Origin of the sequence: Antarctobacter albus, assembly GCF_900101505.1 — a bacterium.
In the GTDB taxonomy this organism is placed as follows: Bacteria; Pseudomonadota; Alphaproteobacteria; order Rhodobacterales; family Rhodobacteraceae; genus Antarctobacter; species Antarctobacter albus.
On the sequence record NZ_FMZI01000009.1, the window covers coordinates 1 to 17,924 of the forward strand.

General features: G+C 66.7%; 12 protein-coding genes. 3 read left to right on the plus strand and 9 right to left on the minus strand.

What is annotated here, in order from left to right; translation table 11 throughout:
- The coding region (hemA, locus tag BLQ71_RS16060; RefSeq protein ID WP_074622438.1) for a 5-aminolevulinate synthase at window positions 1-723 on the minus strand (723 nt) is incomplete at its 3' end.
- A 212-nt stretch (window positions 724-935) separates the two neighbouring features.
- On the opposite strand from hemA, the gene idi reads away from it, so the two are divergent.
- Window positions 936-1,472 (plus strand): isopentenyl-diphosphate Delta-isomerase, encoded by a 537-nt coding sequence (gene idi, locus BLQ71_RS16065; RefSeq protein WP_074622439.1) that lies wholly within the window; start codon window positions 936-938, stop codon window positions 1,470-1,472.
- Window positions 1,473-1,501: 29 nt separating this feature from the next.
- On the opposite strand, the gene BLQ71_RS16070 is transcribed toward idi, so the two are convergent.
- From BLQ71_RS16070 to BLQ71_RS16080, 3 genes are all read right to left on the minus strand, one after another.
- Window positions 1,502-2,335, minus strand: a complete 834-nt coding sequence (locus tag BLQ71_RS16070) for a hypothetical protein (protein ID WP_052244544.1) — start codon at window positions 2,333-2,335, stop codon at window positions 1,502-1,504.
- Between the two features lie 156 nt (window positions 2,336-2,491).
- Complete coding sequence (locus tag BLQ71_RS16075) at window positions 2,492-3,139, minus strand: M15 family metallopeptidase (protein WP_229754878.1); 648 nt, start codon at window positions 3,137-3,139, stop codon at window positions 2,492-2,494.
- Between the two features lie 78 nt (window positions 3,140-3,217).
- A complete protein-coding gene (locus BLQ71_RS16080; RefSeq protein WP_074622441.1) occupies window positions 3,218-4,033 on the minus strand; it encodes an SH3 domain-containing protein in 816 nt (271 codons plus the stop codon).
- A gap of 169 nt (window positions 4,034-4,202) precedes the next feature.
- Here BLQ71_RS16080 and BLQ71_RS26440 point away from each other — a divergent pair, with 169 nt between their 5' ends.
- Window positions 4,203-4,511, plus strand: coding sequence for a hypothetical protein (locus BLQ71_RS26440; RefSeq protein ID WP_074622442.1), 309 nt, complete (start codon window positions 4,203-4,205; stop codon window positions 4,509-4,511).
- Window positions 4,512-4,738: 227 nt separating this feature from the next.
- Here the strand turns inward: BLQ71_RS26440 and BLQ71_RS16090 are convergent, their stop codons facing one another.
- From BLQ71_RS16090 to BLQ71_RS16105, 4 genes are all read right to left on the minus strand, one after another.
- A complete protein-coding gene (locus BLQ71_RS16090) occupies window positions 4,739-6,151 on the minus strand; it encodes an SH3 domain-containing protein (protein ID WP_074622443.1) in 1,413 nt (470 codons plus the stop codon).
- Window positions 6,152-6,410: 259 nt separating this feature from the next.
- Window positions 6,411-8,432 (minus strand): penicillin-binding protein 1C, encoded by a 2,022-nt coding sequence (gene pbpC / locus BLQ71_RS16095; RefSeq protein ID WP_074622444.1) that lies wholly within the window; start codon window positions 8,430-8,432, stop codon window positions 6,411-6,413.
- Window positions 8,429-8,983 (minus strand): putative glycolipid-binding domain-containing protein, encoded by a 555-nt coding sequence (locus BLQ71_RS16100; RefSeq protein ID WP_074622445.1) that lies wholly within the window; start codon window positions 8,981-8,983, stop codon window positions 8,429-8,431. Before BLQ71_RS16100 ends, pbpC begins: the two co-directional genes overlap by 4 nt.
- The gene (locus BLQ71_RS16105) at window positions 8,980-14,406 is read right to left on the minus strand and encodes an alpha-2-macroglobulin family protein (RefSeq protein ID WP_074622446.1); all 5,427 of its coding nucleotides are present in this window, start codon (window positions 14,404-14,406) and stop codon (window positions 8,980-8,982) included. The genes BLQ71_RS16100 and BLQ71_RS16105 overlap by 4 nt, the downstream gene beginning before the upstream one ends.
- Window positions 14,407-14,576: 170 nt before the next feature.
- On the opposite strand from BLQ71_RS16105, the gene BLQ71_RS16110 reads away from it, so the two are divergent.
- Window positions 14,577-17,120, plus strand: a complete 2,544-nt coding sequence (locus tag BLQ71_RS16110; RefSeq protein ID WP_074622447.1) for a hybrid sensor histidine kinase/response regulator — start codon at window positions 14,577-14,579, stop codon at window positions 17,118-17,120.
- Between the two features lie 7 nt (window positions 17,121-17,127).
- Here the strand turns inward: BLQ71_RS16110 and yaaA are convergent, their stop codons facing one another.
- On the minus strand, window positions 17,128-17,913 hold the full coding sequence (gene yaaA / locus BLQ71_RS16115; protein WP_074622566.1) for a peroxide stress protein YaaA: 786 nt from the start codon (window positions 17,911-17,913) through the stop codon (window positions 17,128-17,130).
- Window positions 17,914-17,924: the final 11 nt, after the last annotated feature.

Genomic DNA, 17,924 nt, shown 5'->3' on the forward strand with positions numbered 1-17,924 from the left:
GATCAGGGTGATCCGGTCGGCCAGGCCGCGGGCCTCGGCGATGCCGCCGCCGCGCGGACCGTAAAGCCCCACGGCGTGCACCTCGTCGAGATAGGTCATGGCGCCGTGGCGTTCCGCCACCTCGACGATCTCGGCCATCGGGCAGATGTCGCCATCCATCGAGTAGACGGATTCGAAGGCGACGATCTTGGGCGCGTTGGCGGGCAGCGCCGCCAGCTTGCGGTCCAGGTCCTCAGGGTCGTTGTGTTTCCAGATCACCTTGCGGGCGCGGGAATGGCGGATGCCCTCGATCATGCTGGCGTGATTGGCCGCGTCCGAGAGGATGACCGCATCCGCCAGCCGGCTGCCCAGGGTCGAAAGCGCGGCCCAGTTCGAGACATAACCCGAGGTGAAGAGCAGCGCCGCCTCCTTGCCGTGCAGGTCGGCGAGTTCCGCCTCCAGCGCGACGTGGTGCGCATTGGTGCCGGATATGTTGCGCGTGCCACCCGCCCCGGTGCCGCACTGGTCCACCACCTCCTTCATCCGCGCACGCACGTCAGGATGCAGGCCCATCCCGAGGTAGTCGTTCGAACACCAGACGGTGAGGTCCTGCGCACCTCCCTCTGCCCGGCGCCGGGCCTTGGGGAAGGTCTCGCAGTCCCGCTCCAGCTCGGCGAAGACGCGGTAGTTGCCCTCTGCCTTGAGGTTGTTCAGTTGGGCAGCGAACAGCGCGTCGAAATCCATCGGTCGTCTCCGGTCTCAATCTTCGGGGCCCGGCCGGACTGTCCCGGCACAGGCAAATGCCCATGCAGCCTAGGGGCACGGGGCAGCATGGCACAGTCCGGTTTTCCGGAGGTGAACGAGGGGCCGCGCTGTTTCGGCGTGCAAAGACCCCGCCCCTGCCGCTATAAGTGATCAATCCTGACCCATCACGAGGGGCCAAGCCCCGGACTGCCATGACGATCATGATCCCCGCCTGGGTGGATGGCACCCTGCAACCGGTGGAAAAGCTGGAAGCCCACGAACGCGGCCTGAAACACAAGGCCGTGTCAGTTTTTGTCACCCGCGGGGACCAAGTGCTGATCCAGCGCCGGGCCCTGAGCAAGTACCACACACCCGGGCTTTGGGCGAATACCTGCTGCACCCACCCCGACTGGGACGAAACCGCAGCCGCCTGCGCGATGCGGCGGCTGCAGGACGAACTGGGCATCACGGGCGTCGTGCCCCATCATATGGGACAGGTGGAATACCGGGCCGGGGTGGGCGGCGGCATGATCGAACACGAGGTGGTCGAGATCTTTCGGGCCGAAGCGGGGCCCGGGATGACGCTGGCACCGAACCCCGAGGAGGTCATGGACATCCGCTGGGTCCCGCGCCGCGATCTGGAGGCCGAAGTGCGCGAGACGCCGGATCGGTTCACGCCCTGGCTGCGCATCTACCTGGAACGGCATGCGGGCCTGGTCTTTGGCGCAGACAAGGGGGCGGCGGACTGACACCGCGCCCCTGACGTTGTGGCGCCTGCTCAGCGATGCCAGATGGCGGCATATCGGGCCTTGCCGCCGGCCTCGTAGCCCGACACATCCACAAGGCGGTATCCCTGACCGACCCACTTGTCGAATTCTGCCTGGTATTGCGACGAGGTCAGATTGTGCCGGGCGACCCAGCCGCCCTTGCCCTTGTCCCAGATGGCCGCGAAGTAAGGCTTGCCGTTCACCGTGTAGCCGTCAACGTGCACCGGGCGATAGCCCTGTGCCTTCATCGCGTCAAAGGTCTGCTGGTAGCTGGCACTGCTCATGCCGTGGCGCGCCTGCCAGGCGCTGCCGCCCTGTTTCTTCCAGATCGCGGCATAGCGGGCCTGACCGTTCACCGAGTAACCCGAGACATCCACCAGCCGGTAGCCCTGCCCGACCCACTTGTTGAATTCCTGCTGGTATTTCTGGCCTGACAATCCGTGCCGCGCGACCCAGGCACCGCCCGACTTTTGCCAGAACCCCGCGAACAGCCCGGAGCCGAGGCTCATCGCATCGATGAAGGCCGGGGCATAACCCTTGGCGGTCAGGTTGTCGAAGGTCTGCTGGTAGGCGGGCGCCTGCAGCCCGTGACGCGCAACCCAGGCGCCACCGCCGGATTTCGACCAGATGGCGGCGTAATAGCCCTTGCCGCCCACGCTGTAGGCGTCGATATCGGCCAGGCGATAGCCCTGCGCCTTGTAGGTGTCGAACCATGACTGGTATTGCGCGCTGGTCATGCCATGCCGAGAAACCCACTGCTGGGCCTCGGCTGCGCCGGAGACGGTCAAGGTGACGAGGGCGGCAAGACCCGCCCCTGCGAGGCGATTAATAAAATTCGGTTTCATATCTGTTTCCTCTGAAAATAACCGGGCGCGGCCCGGTGCGGAAAAACGGGGCAGACTGGTCTGCCAACCTGTCATCCATTGGGCGCCGACGCGCGCGGTCATTCAATTACGGTATCCCCGACCTCAACCGCCGGGGCGCGGTTTTCCGCTGTCTTCTCAGTTCCCGGTGGCAGAGAAGTGCTGGTAATCCTTCATCGAGGTCCAGTCGCCGCCCCAGCCCCAGCCGCGTTTCCTGAAGGCTGTCACCACGGGATCCCCGGCAACGATCACCCCCCGGGGCCGTGCGCCCCGTTCTCCCGGATCGTCGTAGTCGACCCCCGCAGAAGGCGAGGTGCGACCGCCGGTGACAAAGGGATTCTGCACCGGGTTGATGTCGATGGCGCGGCCAAGCGCATGTTGGGACAGACGCGAAGTCCCCGCCACGACACGGCAATTGAAGGCGCTTGTGTTGTTGGCCGCCATCGAAAACCCGTCATCTCCGCGAAAGTGATGCACCAGCCGCATGCTCTGGATCGGGTACCCGGCGGCGTGAATATCGGCGAAGATGTCCAGGATGTCCCTGGACACATCGGCGGCAACGATCAGCTCTCCCTGCCGGGTGCGACCCTTGAAATCCACATAGGGCACGGTCAGCAGGCGCAGGTCTTCGCGCGCCGGACAGGGCAGGTTCGCGTGCCAGCTGACACCCTGCATCGCGGCCCAGGTGGCATCCGGGATCGGCTGGGCCGTGCCCCGCGCCTGCGCGCTGGCCATCGAGGCCGAACACACCATCCCCAAAACTCCGGCCCAAAGGATCTTTCGCATCCTGTCTCTCCTGCTCATGTCGCCTCTGCCTCAGGGAAGCCAGCCAGACCGGGCACCGCAAGTCAGGTTATCCGTCAGTCACTCGGCCAGGAAATGCCGACTGACGAACCCCGTGTTCCCGTCTGGCGCGACGACCTGGTACCACAGCATGTTCTCGGCAATGCAGCCTTCGGCCCGGCGCCGGACGTCCTCTGATGACGGGTATTCGGTCAGCGCACGGCAGAAATTCAGGCACTCCTGTCCGCGTTCACTGTCACGCAGGGGCAAAAGGCGACCGGTGTCGGGCACCTGCACCCGGTCCGCCAGCCGCACCTGCCCGACGATGGGCGCGCGCAGGCCGGGTGCGGCGCGCAGGTTGACGAATTCATTGACGTTGATGACCCGGGCCGAGGTGCTGGCCAGACGGCAGTTGTTGAACCCGCCGACAGCGCCACCAGCCGATCCGGGATCCTGCACCGCGCGGAAAAAGGCGCGGACATGGGCGTCATCCCCCTCGGTCCAGACCGGCAGATCCGCGATGGGCGTATCCGGCGGGTACAGCATGTAGGGAAACGCCTGCCCGCTGATGTCCTGATCGGTTGCGCCGCCGGTGTAAGAGGCCCCGCCCATGTAGCGGACAGGTCCGTAATCTCCGAAGATGCGCAGTTCACAGCGGGCAGAGCCCTCGTAGCGGAACCTGCGGTTGCTGAGGGCGTAAACCGATGTGTCCTCGATTTCCTCGTAGGTGAAATCGAGCGGCCTCGGCTCCGACTGAAGCGGATAGTCGATCAGGCCGGAATCGACGTGCCAGCAGAGATTGCTCAGCGCCTGTTGCGCGTTGCCGGCGGGAAAGGCCACCGGCGCCACCGCGATCTCCCATTGCGCGGCCTGACCGACCGTCTCGACATATGTCATCTCGAAGGGTGGCGTGCCCCAGCAACGCCAGGAACAGGGAATCCGGGATCGCTGTGCCCATGTCTGCGCGGTGCCGCAACACCCCCGCCATGCTGTCGAGCGCGATGGCATAGGCGGTATCGACCTCGTCACGCGTATAGGCGCGCTCCCCCAGCAACAGAGAGGGCGCATGAAAGCCCAGCCTGCCCCGCGGATGCAGCAGCCTGTCGTTGCTATGGGCGCCGCCCGCCTCGGGATGGCGGTAGCGGCCCGCCAGGAAAATGACAGCGCAGGCGCTTTCACAGGCAGCGCCTGCGGGTACGGCGGTGCCATAGGCACGCTCCCCGATCAGGTCGGCCATCGCCAGCGCCTCGCGCAAGCCTCCACCAGGGGAATCCAGGCAGATGCGGCGTCCGACCGGCGAGTAATCGGCGGTAAAGCCAATCTGGTCCAGCAGGGCGCGCAGGGCATCCGCATCCCCCTCCTCGATCTGCCCTGAAATCGAGAACCTGCACCCCATGACCGCATCGCCACCCCGGGTGATGGTCGCCGCCGAGGCGGGCCGGGTCCCGGTCAGGACATGGAAACAGAAGACCGCAAGGAGAAGGAGGCGAAGCGCGCTGGTCATATCGGGGCTCCTGCTGCGAAATACAGTCCAAAGGCTAGCACGGCTCCGGAATCACACGAAGCCGGGAATGCACAGCGGCGCAGCCGCCAGCGACCCGATCAATCCGCCAGGAACTTGCGACTGACGTAACCGGCGGTGCCCGATCCGTCGCGGATCTCGTACCAAAAGACATTGCCCTCGATGCAACGGTCCACTTCGGCCCGCAGGTCCGCGTCCCCGTTGTCCAGCGCCAGGTTGTTGCAGGCCTTCATGCAGCTGCGCGCCCTGTCACCGCCTTCGGGCGTCCGCAGGTCCTGGGTGGCAATCACCCGCACCCTTTCCCCCAGCGGCACCTGCCGCAGCACCTCGGCCTCGAACCCCGGTCCGCCGCGCAGGTTGACGTATTCGTTGACGTTGACGATCCGCGCCTCAGGGTTCAGCAGCCAGCAGGACCGGATCTCGACCTCGGAGAGTTCCGCGCGCGCAGCCGCCTGGATCGCGGCGAAAAAGATCTGCTCGCCGGTTTCGGCCGGGCTGCGCACCACCGGCAGCGCGGACAGTGGCAGGCGCGGATCGTGGAACATGTAGGGATAGACCTCGCGGCGCGAGATCTCGTTGGCGCCCGCGCCATCCATGACAAGGTAGCCTATCCGGTCCAGGGGATCGCCGTCGGCCCGCAAGGTCATTTCGCAATTGGCCGAGTCCTCGGCCCGGAAGCCGCCGCGCGACGTCACCTGTGCCCGGTCCGGCCCAAGGTTGCCAAAGGTGAAAGGCAGGTTGGCAGAGCCATAGAGGTAACTGTCCGACGCGCGCTGATCCAGCATGCCGCCGTCACCGTTCAGACAGGCAAACCGCAACGAGGATTCGATGTCCGAGGCTGTCAGGGACACCGGTGCCACCTCGATCTGCCAGCGCGCCGCCTGTTCCACCGTCTCGACATAGCTCATGTCGCTGGCCGGCGTGTTCAGGATCGTCAGGAACAGCGACTCGGGGATGTCCGAGGTGACGCGCAAGACCTCACCCATGCTGCCCAGGGCCCGGGCATAGGCCGCGTTGACCTCGTCCCGGCTATAGTTGCGGTCTTCCTCCACCAGCGCCGGGGCATGAAAGCCAAGTGTCCCGCGCGGATGCAGGACCCGGTCGGGAATGGCCGCACCATCGGATTCCGGATGCGAAAAGCGCCCGGACAGGAACAGCAGGGCGCAGGTGCTCTCGCAGGTGGCCCCCTCGGCGATGGCGGTGCCCATGAAACGCGCCTTGACGATATCCGCCATGCGCACCACCTCGATCAGCGAGCCGCCGGGGCTGTCCAGGCAAATGCGCTGCCCCACCGGGCTGGTGCCATCGGGCCAGGGCATGTCTTCCAGGATCGCTCGCAACGCCTCGGCATCGCCGCTGACGATCTCGCCGTCGATGCGCAACTGACAGCCCATGTCCTGCCCTTCCGACAGGGTGATCTGCGCCGCCTGGGCCATGCCTGCGAAAACCGGAAGGACGGCGGCCATTGCCAGCCGCCACAGCACCTGTGCCATGTTTTGCTCCGTCTGCTCGGACCTTTTGGGTGATTCTAGCACGTCAATGCCATTTTGTGCGCGGGGAATTGCCGATCCGAATCAGACGGCAAGGCTTCGCCGAATCACATCGATGCGCAGGACTGGCACATCCTGCACAGACCCCTATTTCTTTGGGCAGAAAAATACCTCCGGGGGACGCCGCAGGCGGGGGGGCAGAGCCCCCGATACGCGGGCGCAGCCCGCGCCGGTCGCCGCGCATCGCGCGGCGAAACCGCCCCTACCGCAACTCGATCGACACCCGCCCCGCGGCCCCCTTGGCGTCGATCACCGACAGGGTCGTAAATCCCGGCACCGCGAGCGGAGCAAAGAACTCGGGCCTTTGCAGACCGGTCGCCAGCACGGCGCCATCCGCCAGCAGCGTGTAGGGCGCCACACCGCCTCGTAGCTTGATCGGTACGCCCAGCCCGGTCGCCGCCAGCCGCGCGCCCTCGGGCGGGAAGGTCAGTTTCAGCTCGGCCACCGTGTCGCGCGGCCCGAAACGCTGCAGCGTTTCGGGCAATTGCGCGCGGCTGACCAGCAGCGTCTCAGGCGGCGGCGGGGGCAAGGGTTCGAACCGGCTTTCGACGCGGCCCAGTGCCTCGAACAATAGCGGCGCCGCCAGGTCGCCGCCAAAAGCGCCAGGCACAGGCGTGCCGTCGGGCCGCCCGATCCAGACCCCCGCCACGTGTTGCCCGGTCCAACCCAGTGCCCAGGCATCGCGATGCCCGTAGGATGTGCCTGTCTTGTAAGCCACGCGCCCCGGCGGCCCCGCCGAGGGGGGCGGCAGCAGGTCGGCGAGGATGTTGCCAACCTGCCAGGCGCTGGTGCGGCTGAGAACGCGCTGCGACGGTGCCTTGTCCGGGTCCACTCCGGCCCGCCACCGCAACGGGATCGCCTCGCCGCCTCGTGCCAGCGCCGCATATAGCTGCACCATCTCCTCGAGCGTCAGGCCAACGCCGCCCAAGGCAAGCGCCAGCCCCGGCGCACCGCCCTGCACACCCGGATCGACCATCGCCCGTTCCAGCGCCGCCATCAGGTGCGCCGGGCCCAGCGCCTCTGTCAGGCGGACGACGGGGATGTTCAGCGACAGTTGCAGCGCCCGGCGTACCGGCAGCTCTCCCCGGTATTCGCCGTCGAAATTCTGCGGCGCATAGGTTCCGAACTGGACCGGCGTGTCCAGGATCAGCGTCTCGGGATGGGCCAGCCCGCGATCGAAGGCAAGCCCGTAAACCAGCGGTTTCAGCGTCGAGCCAGGCGACCTCTGTGCGGTGGTCATGTCGACAAAGCCCTGCGCTGCCATGTCGGTGTAATCCTTGGACCCGACCGAGGCGAGGATTTCACCGCTCTGGTGATCCGCAAGCACCAGGGCAACCGACAGCTTTTCACCCCGGCCCGACATGTACCTCCGGGCCAGCTTCTCCAACCCGGCCTGCAAATCCCGGTCCAGCGTCAGGTCGTGGCGGCCCGGTCCCATCGCCACCGCCCGGTCCGCCATGTGCGGGGCCAGTTGCGGCATCGGCTGACGGCCCAGGGGGGCCGGGTCCAGACTGTCGGATTCCGCCGCCTCCATCGGGATCACCCCGGCGCCGGCCATGCGCTGCAACACGCGGTTGCGGGCATTCCGCGCCGCCTCGGGGTGGCGGTCGGGGCGGCGGCTCTCGGGGGCCTGTGGCAGCGAGACCAGCAGCGCCGCCTCGGCCGGTGTCAGCCGCGACGGCTCTTTGCCCAGCCAGATCAGCGAGGCGGCGCGCAGCCCCTCGACGTTGCCGCCATAGGGCGCAAGCCGCAGGTAGAGCGCCAGGATCTCTTGCTTGTCCAGGCGCCGTTCCAGCGCCAGCGCCAGCCGCATCTGCCGTAGCTTGCCGCGCCATTGCCCCGTGGTGCCGTCCTCCAGCAACCGCGCCACCTGCATCGTCAGGGTCGAGGCGCCCGATACGATTTCTCCATGCCGGATCGCCTGCCCGGCAGCCCGAATCGTGGCGCGCAGATCGACACCGGGATGGCTGTAGAACCGCTTGTCCTCGTAGGCGACCAGCATCTCGAAGAACAGCGGGTCGACCTGGTCCGGAGAGACCTCCATGCGCCAGAGCCCGTTTTCGATCGTGTAGGCGCGCAGAAGATGCCCGTTACGGTCCCGAACCTCAGGCGAGGTCGCGTGAACCAGCACCGGAATCTCCGTGGCGTCGATGAAATCGTCGAACCGGTCGCGCGCGAAGGCCGCCGACCACAGCAGCACGACGAGTACGACAAGCCGTTTCACACATCCGCCTCCCAGAGGCCCGGGTAACGGGTGACAAAGCCGTGGGTGTCGACCGACAGATGGGTTTCGAACTCGGTTTCCTGCGCCTCGTAACGCACCAGCCCGCCGCGTTCGCGGGTGTAGGCCTGTGTCAGCGGTGTCACCTGCGGGCCGGGAAAGCGCAGCCAGGCCGATGTCGTCTCCAGCCGCCCGACTTCTGGCACGCGGTTCAAGGGCATCAGGTTGGTCGCGGGGGTAAAGGCCAGGTCCACGTCCTCGGCCCCTGCCAGATCGGGGCGCAGAGCCTCGTTCACGGTCCAGCCATCCTCACCCCGCGCAAAACGCAGCGCGACCGCATCACCGCCGTAGTCGCCGGTGATGTCGGCACTGGTCGTGCACCAGTCCGCGCCGACGCGGATCACGTAGTCCAGCGCGGCCCAGCCGGTGGCATCGCGGAACCGGGCGTGACCGACCAGCATCCAGCCCTGGTCAAGCCGCGCCAGGCGGCACTTGTCTTCCCCGTCGCGGTCCAGCGCCCGCCAATGGATCGTCGCTACCGTCTCGCCGCTCATGGCAGGATCGTCACGCTGCCGGAAGCGGTGACCGCCCGGTATTCGGGCCGGTACATGTCCTCGACCAGCGCCGCCGGGTGGTGGAACGTGCCGGGCGAGACCGCCCGCAGGATATAGGCCAGCTTCAGCGGCTTGTCCGACTCCTGGTTGATGGCGGCCAGGAAACGCTCGGCACGGAACTCGGTGTGTTCGGCGCTGGCCAGTTCCAGCCAGTCGAGCGCCCGGATATCGCCCGAGCGCAGCAGGCTGGGGTTGTCGATCTCGAACCCCGCGGGCAGCGCATCGTCCAGGATCAGGCGCGCGCCCGTCTTTTCCGCAGGCTTGATGGTCAGCACGGCGACCATGCGGTCGCCCGCGCGGATATCCGAAACCGGCTCGCCCTCCAGCGTGAAATACTCGCGGGTCAGCGCATAGCCATACCCCGTCGCCTCGGTCGCGCCCAATGGCTTGCCAAGGGTCGTCAGGGTGATGTCGGTCGGCTTGTCCGAGGTGTTGGTCAGGCTCACAGGCTCCAACCCCTCGGCCTCGATCCGGCGCACGAAGGGACCGGACAGCGGCTCTCCATTCAGGGCAAGCCCAGAGACGGTCGGATCTTGCACCATCGCGTGTGCCGCCAAGAGCGCCCAGGCTTTTTCCTGCGTCGACAGCGGACGGTCGACAGAGGAAATCCGCCGCACCACGTCGTTGCGGTCGAACCGGTCAGACCGCGCCTCGACCGCAAGGGCCAGCAGGCCCGCCGCGTCGCGCAGGGAACTGCCATAGTCGGAACGATAGCCTTGTTTCGTCGACACCGGCGTGGCCAGCAGACGGGCCGCGGCCCGGCCGAACATCGCATCTGCGCGCGGCTGGTCTCCATAACTGGCCAGCGCGGCGCCCAGTTGCGCCTGCGCCAGCGGCGTTGCGAAATCCGCCGCCTTTTCGTCGGCGTAGTAGCGCAGGTCGCCCATCGCGGCCTCACCCTCTCGCGCCAGGACCATCAGGGCATAGGCGATGTCCTGCCCGCCCTTGTCGAAGTCCGGCGCATAGGCGATCCGGTTCTTGAGGTTGTCGAGCGCGTTCTGCCAAGCCGTGTCCGGCACCTCGTAACCCGCCGCCTTGGCGCGGCTGAGGAAGTCCGTCACATAGGCGTCCAGCCAGAAATCACCCGACCACGCACCCCAGAGCCCGAAAGCCCCGTTGGATGCCTGTCGGGTCAGCACCTGGGCGATGGATTGCTCGATGCGCAGGTCGATGCGGTCCGTGTCGCCCAGGCCCAGGGGCTCGGCAATCGCGGACATGTAGAGCAGCGGCAGTGCCTTCGACGTCACCTGCTCGGTGCAGCCATAGGGGTAACGGTCCAGCGAGGCCAGCATGCCCGGCACGTCAAAGCGCGCCAGCGGCCCGGCAGAAACCATCGCCGAGGCTCCGGCGGGGCGAAGGTTGGCAAAGACCTGATCGTCCAGCGTAAAGGTCTGACCTGCGGCCAACTGGATGCGGCGGGTGGTGCCCACATCCGGATCGTTCGAGCGCACGCCCAGCGTCAGGTCCTTGGTCAGGCGCTGGCCATCTGGCGTGATCACGGCGATCTGGATCTTGTGATCGCCCACGGCACCCGCGGTCAGCGGGATGTCCAGCGCGGTCTTTTCGCCCTCGCCCAGCGTCACGTTCGCAGGCAAGGCGCCGGTGTCCAGCGTCACGCCATCACCGGTGACGGTCAGGGGCATCTCGCCGGTCTCGCCCTTGGCATGGGTCAGTTCCAGCAGCAGGCGGCTTTCGTCGCCCGGCGACAGGAAGCGCGGCAGCGAGGCCGAGATCACCACCGGGTCGCGCACCAGCACGCCCGCCTCGGCAGAGCCGACCCCCTTGGGCGACCAGGCCACCGCCATCAGCCGGACAGTGCCGTTGAAATCGGGAATGTCAAAGCTGACCTCGACCGTGCCATCCTCGCCCACCGGCAACTGGCCGGAGAAGAATGCGACGGTCGCCTCTGTCGGCGGCGGACTTTGCAGGCGCATGCCCGCGGCGCCGTCACCACCGGACCGCACGGCGCCCATCGCGCCGTTCATGCCGTCGATCAGGCGGCCATAGATGTCGCGGATTTCAACCCCGAGTCGGCGCTGGCCAAAGTAATGACCCGCCGGGTCCGGCGTGTCGAAGCCCGTCAGGTTCAGGATCCCCAGGTCGACGGCAGCAACGGTGACATAGGCCTGCTCACCCGGTGTCACGTTGTCGATCCGCACCTTCACGGTCAGCGGCCCACGCGGGGCGCTCTCGGCAGGCGCGTCGAATCCGACTTTCAGTTTCGCATCGCCGGGATCGACGCTGGCATGGGTCAGGCCGAGGGCTCGGGCCGGATTCTGGCCCGCCGTCACGTCCATCGGGCGGATCACCTGCGCTGTGACATAGACACCAGCGCCCCAATCCTCGGTCACGGGCAGGGTCAGGGTGTTTTCCCCCTCGGCCACGTCCACCGCCTGCATGGAGATCACGCGGTCGGCCAGCACGGTGACAACCGCCTTGCCCGCGTAGCGCGGGACCATGCGCAGGGTTGCGCTGTCGCCCGGCTGATAGGCGGGCTTGTCCAGCGACAGTTCCAGCATGTCAGGGGCGTCGGCGGCATCGGCAGGCGCGTACCATCCTGCCGAAAAACCCATCGAGGCGGCCAGGTAGGCACCGTCGGCGCGTTCCACGACGACCTCGTACTGGCCCCAATCCACCTCCGCCGCGATCTTCAGCGGGTCGGCGCCCAGCGTGCCGGTGCCCTTGGCCACGGTCTCGCGGGTTGTCATCGGCTCCCAGTACCAGTTGCCGTAGTTCTGATACCATTGGTAGCGCGTGCGCACGCGGTTGACCTGCCAGCTGACCTCCATCTCCTGCGGTTGCAGGTCCGGCCCCACGGCGATCACCTCGAACCGCGCCTCGGCACCTTCGGCGAATTCCTCGGCGGCGGGCTTGATCCCGATCATCGGGGTCGGCGGGGCCACGGACCGCGAGATCAGACGTTCCACCGGACGCCCCGAGGCCTCGGACAGGCGCAGGGTGGCGGTGGCCGTCATTGGGCGGCCCTTGGGGTCGATGTCGGGCATCGGCAGGGTCAGCTGTGCGGCGCCTGTGGCATCCGTGGTCAGATCGGCGGCAAAGCTTTCGATCCGGGTCAGCGCGTTGTCGTCGTGACGACCAAAGCGATAGCCGGGGAAGGTATCCAGCCGAGTGCCGGTGGACAGGCGCAACTCGCCCTCGATGTCCAGGTCGGCGCCCGGGGCCCCAAAGAGATACCGTGCGTCCACCTCCAGCAGCGGCGGCGACAGCGGGTTGATCGGCCCCTCTGGCAGCGACAGGTCGAAATCAATGCGCTCGGGTACAAAATCCTCGACCAGCAGAGTGTCCGAACTCAGCGCCTCGCCCTTTGGGTCGGCGTAGACGGCCAGCCGCCAAGTGCCGCGCGGCACCGTCGGGCCCAGCGGCAGTGTAAAGACATGGCCGCCCGCATCCCCCCCGTCCGAGATATGGCGGGAGTATTCGACGCCATCAGGCCGGGTCAGAACGGCGGTCAGCGGCACATCGTTGACCGCATCGGCCTGCGCATTCCGCAACAGGGCGGTCACGTTGACCTCGTCCCCCGCGCGATAGACGCCGCGATCGGTGGCGACGAAGGCATCCAGCGGCCCGGCGGGTGCGCGGCCCGCGACGCCACGGTCGGACAGGTCAAAGGCCGGATCGGTCAGCGACAGGAAGGCAAGGTCTTCCTCGCCCCTCTTGGCCATGACCAGCGCGGGCGCCGTACCGCCCTTGCCGCGCAACAGGCCCGGCGCGAAACGCGCCACGCCATCGGCATCGGTTGTCACGGTCTCCAGCACGCGGTTGGCCTCGGCCAGCAACGAGACCTCGAGCCCGGCCATCGGCGAGGCGTCGCCAAGGTCGCGGGCAAAGACGGTCAGGCCGTCGGTGCCCTGCAGGGTCGTCAGACCGATGTCGGAGAGGATGAACCACTGCGTCGCGCGGCGTCCTTCACCGCGTTTCGGGTTCGGCACGGCGGCGGTCAGCGCATAGATCCCGGCCGGCAGGTCGCCCAGCACCTCACCCATCGGCAGGCGGGTCATCATATCGGCATTCAGGCGGTTTTCCACCACGCCGGTGCCGGTCCAGATCTCCTCGGCCACGTCGCGGGCAAAGTAGTTTTCGTCATAGCGGCCCAGCGGGCGGCCAAAGTAGTTTTCCTGGATCGCGCGCACCAGGTTGCGGTCGGACACGCGGCGCAGGGTCAGATCGACCTCGTCGAGGTTGACAGTGTCGATCGGAATGCCCGCATCCGCCGTGCGCGGCAGAACGTAGGCCCGGCCCGGAAAGCCAAGGGTCGGAGTGCGGTCGCTGACATAGGCAGTGATCGGCACGTCGCGGATCAGTTCCTCGCCCGACTTGGCAGGCAGGCCAGAGCGGAAGGTGATTGTATAGCGGCTGCCATGCTCGACACCGGTCACGCAGATGCGTTCGTCATCCTGCACCACGGCAAGACGCGGATCGGGCAGCTTGACATAGGGCGCATAGTCCTGCCCCACGCGCACCAGCGGCTCGTTGAAGCTGGCGCAGATACGCGGCGTGGCGCTGTCGGCCTCGACGACGTGATCGTCGATGCGAAAGCCGTATTTGCCGATGGCATCGTCCAGCAGCGCGGAGACATCGGCGCGGGGGCCGATGCTTTCGGCCAGGCGCAACGCGGGGATCATCAGGCGGCCGCGCTTGTCGGCCTCCAGCGCGCGGGCCAGATCGTACAGCGCAGTGATCCGCTGCGCATCGTCGCCGGTGCGCAGATAGGCATTGATCGAGGCCAGGAAGGCGCGGCGGCCATACTTGCGCTTGTCCGCGCCCTGCACCTCGCGCAGGTAGTCGGTCGACCACTGGCCATACTGCAGCCAGAGCGCCGGATCATCGTTCTGCGCCAGCGCCGCACCGGTCCAGTGGATCGCATCGCGCAGGTTGCCCTCGTCACGCGCCCGGGTCGCCGCATCCAGCAACGCCTGGACGGTCCATTGCCCGCCGCCGTGGCGCACGGCAAGATCCATCGCCTCGGCACGGGCGCGGTCGATGTCACCGTCGCGCAGGAAACCCAGGTCTTCGCGCCGGGTCTCGGCCCGGGCCAGAACCTCGGGCGGGGTGACGACGACACGCCCCGACACCGCCCCTTCGTAGGCGGCGCGGTCCGTTACCTCTGTCTTTGGGAAACAGGCGTTCGTCCGGCTGTTGAAAGTGAACGCGATGCATCCTTCGGCATCCAGGCAGGCCTGCTGGCAGGCATCAAGCGTGGTGTCGAAGAGCTCTTGCAGGTCCTTGCCCACATAGTCGATGTCCCGGGTGACCACGTACCGCCGGTCCGGCATCGCCTCCTGCGCGTGAGCAGAGGACAAGCCAAAGAGGGCCGCGGCGAGGCCCAGAGCAAAGCGACGCATCAAAAAGCTCCTTTCAGAACAATGCGGTTCATCGTGGCACGCGCCGGGGGGCAAAACAAGGATTCGGAAGGTCAGGGAAACCTGACCCAAGGCGGGGCTGACGCCCGTAGTTTAAGGAGATGTTCACCTCGCCGGGGCAAGAGTCCCGGGGTCTGAAAGGAGAGCCCGGGATGGAAATGGCCGATCGCCTGGCCGCGGAACGGCGCGCACGGCTGGCTGCGGAAAGACTTCTGGAACAAAAGCAGGCCGAACTGTTCGAGGCAAACCGCCGCCTGGGCAAACACGCGCTGGAACTGCGCAACGAGATTCAGGAAACCCGGACCGAGGTCAAGGTTGTCCGGGACGAGAACCAGCGCGTCATGCACCAGCTGGGCGAGGCGACGCAAAAGATCGAGGTGGTCACCGAACAGCTGTGGAGCGCATTGGAAACCATGCGCGACGGCTTTGCCATGTACGACGAGAACCTGCGCCTGGAACTGGCCAATCCCGCCTACCTGCAGGTCTTCGAAGGGGTGGAAAGTATCGCCCCCGGCGCTTCCTATGAACATGTGCTCAAGGTGCTGATCCAGGAAGGCATCGTCGATCCGCAGGGCGAACACCCGGACGCCTGGACCCACCGGATGCGCGCCCGCTGGGACATGGACCCGATCCCGAACGAGACGCTGCGCCTGTGGAACAACCGCTTTGTCAAGATCCGTGACCGGCGCTTACCGGATGGCGGGATCGTCAGCCTGGGCGTCGACATCACCGGGCTGATGCGCATGTGGTCCGCGGTCGAGGAAATGCCCGACGGCTTTGTCATGTACGACGCCGAAGACCGTCTGCTGATGTGCAACCAGCAGTACAAGGACATCTACGCCAAGAGCGCCCCCGCCATGCGGCGCGGCGCGAGTTTCGAGGAAATCCTGCGCTATGGGCTGGACCGCAAGCAATACGCCGAGGCCATAGGGCGCGAGGAGGACTGGCTCGAGGAACGGTTGCTCGTGCACCGCCAATCCGAGACCGAACTGGAACAGCAGCTGGAGGACGGTCGCTGGCTGCGGGTCTACGAAAGACGCACCCGCGACGGTGGCCTCGTCGGGCTGCGGGTCGACATCACCCAGATCAAGCAGGACCAGGAGCGACTGAAAGAGGCGACCATCCGGGCCGAGGCCGCCAACCGCGCCAAGTCCGCCTTCCTTGCCAACATGAGCCACGAGATCCGCACCCCCATGAACGGCGTCGTCGGCATGGCCGACCTGTTGATGGACACCGAATTGAGCGAGGAACAACAGCTCTATGCCGACACGATCCGCAGTTCGGGCGAGGCGCTGCTGGTCATCATCAACGACATCCTCGACTATTCCAAGATCGAGGCCGAAAAGCTGCAACTGCACCCCGCGCCCTTCGACCTTGAACGCGCCATCCACGAGGTGGTGATGCTGTTGCAACCCACCGCGCGGGACAAGGAAATCTCGCTGCTGGTCGACTACGACATGTTCCTGCCGACCCGTTTTATCGGCGATGCCGGGCGGGTCCGTCAGATCCTGACCAACCTCCTGGGCAACGCGGTGAAATTCACCATCCAGGGCCACGTCCTTGTGCGCGTCGTCGGCGTGCCGGGGGATGAAAACGCCTCGTCCATCCACATCACGGTCGAGGATACGGGCATCGGCATTCCGCCCGACAAGGTCGACCACGTCTTTGGCGAGTTCAACCAGGTCGAGGATGAGCGCAACCGCACGTTTGAGGGCACGGGCCTGGGCCTGGCGATCACCCGACGGCTGGTCGAGCTGATGGACGGCGAGGTCTGGGTGGAATCCGACCTGGGCAAGGGCAGCTGTTTCGGATTGCGCATCCTGTTGCCAACCGAGGAACCCGCCGTCTTCGAAACAGCCCGCCTGCCCGGCCACCTGTCACGGGTGCTGGTCGTCGACGATCACAACGTCAACCGCGAGATCCTGTCGAAACAGCTGGGGATCATCGGGCTGAGCGCGGATTTCTGCAAGACCGGGTACGAGGCCATCGACCACATGGCCCAGCGCCCCGACCTGTTGCTGATCGAACAGGACCTGCCCGACATGAGCGGCCAGGATCTCGCCGCCCAGGTCACCCGCGGAGGGCGTAACATCCCGGTCATCCTGATGGCCGACAATCCGGCCCAGGTCGCCCGACGTCCGGGCCTGGACATCGCCGCCGTCCTGCAGAAACCCGTGCCGCGCCGGGCGCTTTTTGCCGCCCTGGAAAAGATCGGCGTCGCCCACTACCCCGAAGGAGACAGCCCAGGCCCCCGGGACCCGGCCGAAGGTGCGCCCCCTGCCCTTGCCTCGCCGGAACCGGGCGGTCCGCTGGACGTACTGGTGGCCGAGGACAACAAGACCAACCAGCTCGTCTTTCGCAAGATGGCCAAGGATTTCAACGTCACCCTGCGCTTTGCCAACAACGGGATCGAGGCGCTCGAGGCCTATCGCGACCGGCGGCCCGACCTGATCTTCATGGATATCTCGATGCCGCGCATGGACGGCAAACAGGCCACGCGCGAGATCCGGGCGCTGGAAAACGGCGGCCCGCAGGTGCCGATCATCGCGGTCACCGCCCATGCCATGAGCGGCGACCGCGAGAGCATCCTGGCGGCCGGTTTGAACGACTACCTGACCAAGCCGCTGCGCAAGGCCGCGCTGGCCGAGAAATTCGACCTTTACGCGCCGCAGAAATCGCGGCGCGCGGTCTCTTGACCGGCGTTCAGGCCGATTGTGCGCCGGCCTCTGCCGGGCGCAGAAAGACCGGGCGATCCGGCTCTGACATGTCCGGCTGGTAGACATAACCGCCAAGGTCGAAATCCAGCAGGCCGTCAGGGTCCGTCAGGCGGCGCTGGATGATGTAGCGTGCCATCGACCCGCGCGCCCGCTTGGCGAAAAAGCTGACGATCTTGGGGCCGCCCGGCTTGTCCTCCATGAACTGCGGCGTGATGATCCGCAGCTTCAGGGGCTTTTCCGGCACGGCGCCGAAATATTCCTGGCTGGCGCAATTGACCAGCACGTCGGTCCCCAGCGCCTCGGCCTGCGCACGCAGCGCCTTGGCGATCTGGTCGCGCCAGTAGTCATACAGGTTGCCGCCGCGCCGCGTCTTCAGGCGCGAACCCATTTCCAGCCGGTAGGCCTGCATCGCGTCCAGCGGGCGCAGCACCCCGTAAAGCCCCGACAGGATCCGCAGGTGATCCTGCGCCCAGGTCATTTCCTCGGGGTCGAGCGAACCCGCCTCGAGCCCCAGGTAGGTGTCCCCGGCAAAGGCCAGCGCGGCGGGGCGCAGGTCCTCGGGGCCGGGCGTGTCGGTAAAGGCGCGGAAACGATCGCGGTTCAGCCGCGCCAGGTCATCCGACAGGTCCATCAGGTCCTTGAGGTCCTTCAGGCTCAGGTTCCGGGCCGTTTTGGCCAGACGCTGTGCGTCTTCCTCGAACGCGGGTTTGGTCATCTCGACCGTCCGTTCCGCCCAGTCCAGCCGCTTGGCCGGAGAGATCACGACAAGCACCATCCGCCTCC

Coding starts and splice junctions, on each gene's coding strand:
- idi (WP_074622439.1), top strand. CDS start 936: ATGACGATCATGATCCCCGCCTGGGTGGATGGCACCCTGCAACCGGTG.
- BLQ71_RS16070 (WP_052244544.1), bottom strand. CDS start 2,335: ATGAAACCGAATTTTATTAATCGCCTCGCAGGGGCGGGTCTTGCCGCC.
- BLQ71_RS16075 (WP_229754878.1), bottom strand. CDS start 3,139: ATGCGAAAGATCCTTTGGGCCGGAGTTTTGGGGATGGTGTGTTCGGCC.
- BLQ71_RS16080 (WP_074622441.1), bottom strand. CDS start 4,033: ATGACATATGTCGAGACGGTCGGTCAGGCCGCGCAATGGGAGATCGCG.
- BLQ71_RS26440 (WP_074622442.1), top strand. CDS start 4,203: ATGAAAGCCCAGCCTGCCCCGCGGATGCAGCAGCCTGTCGTTGCTATG.
- BLQ71_RS16090 (WP_074622443.1), bottom strand. CDS start 6,151: ATGGCACAGGTGCTGTGGCGGCTGGCAATGGCCGCCGTCCTTCCGGTT.
- BLQ71_RS16100 (WP_074622445.1), bottom strand. CDS start 8,983: ATGAGCGGCGAGACGGTAGCGACGATCCATTGGCGGGCGCTGGACCGC.
- BLQ71_RS16105 (WP_074622446.1), bottom strand. CDS start 14,406: ATGCGTCGCTTTGCTCTGGGCCTCGCCGCGGCCCTCTTTGGCTTGTCC.
- BLQ71_RS16110 (WP_074622447.1), top strand. CDS start 14,577: ATGGAAATGGCCGATCGCCTGGCCGCGGAACGGCGCGCACGGCTGGCT.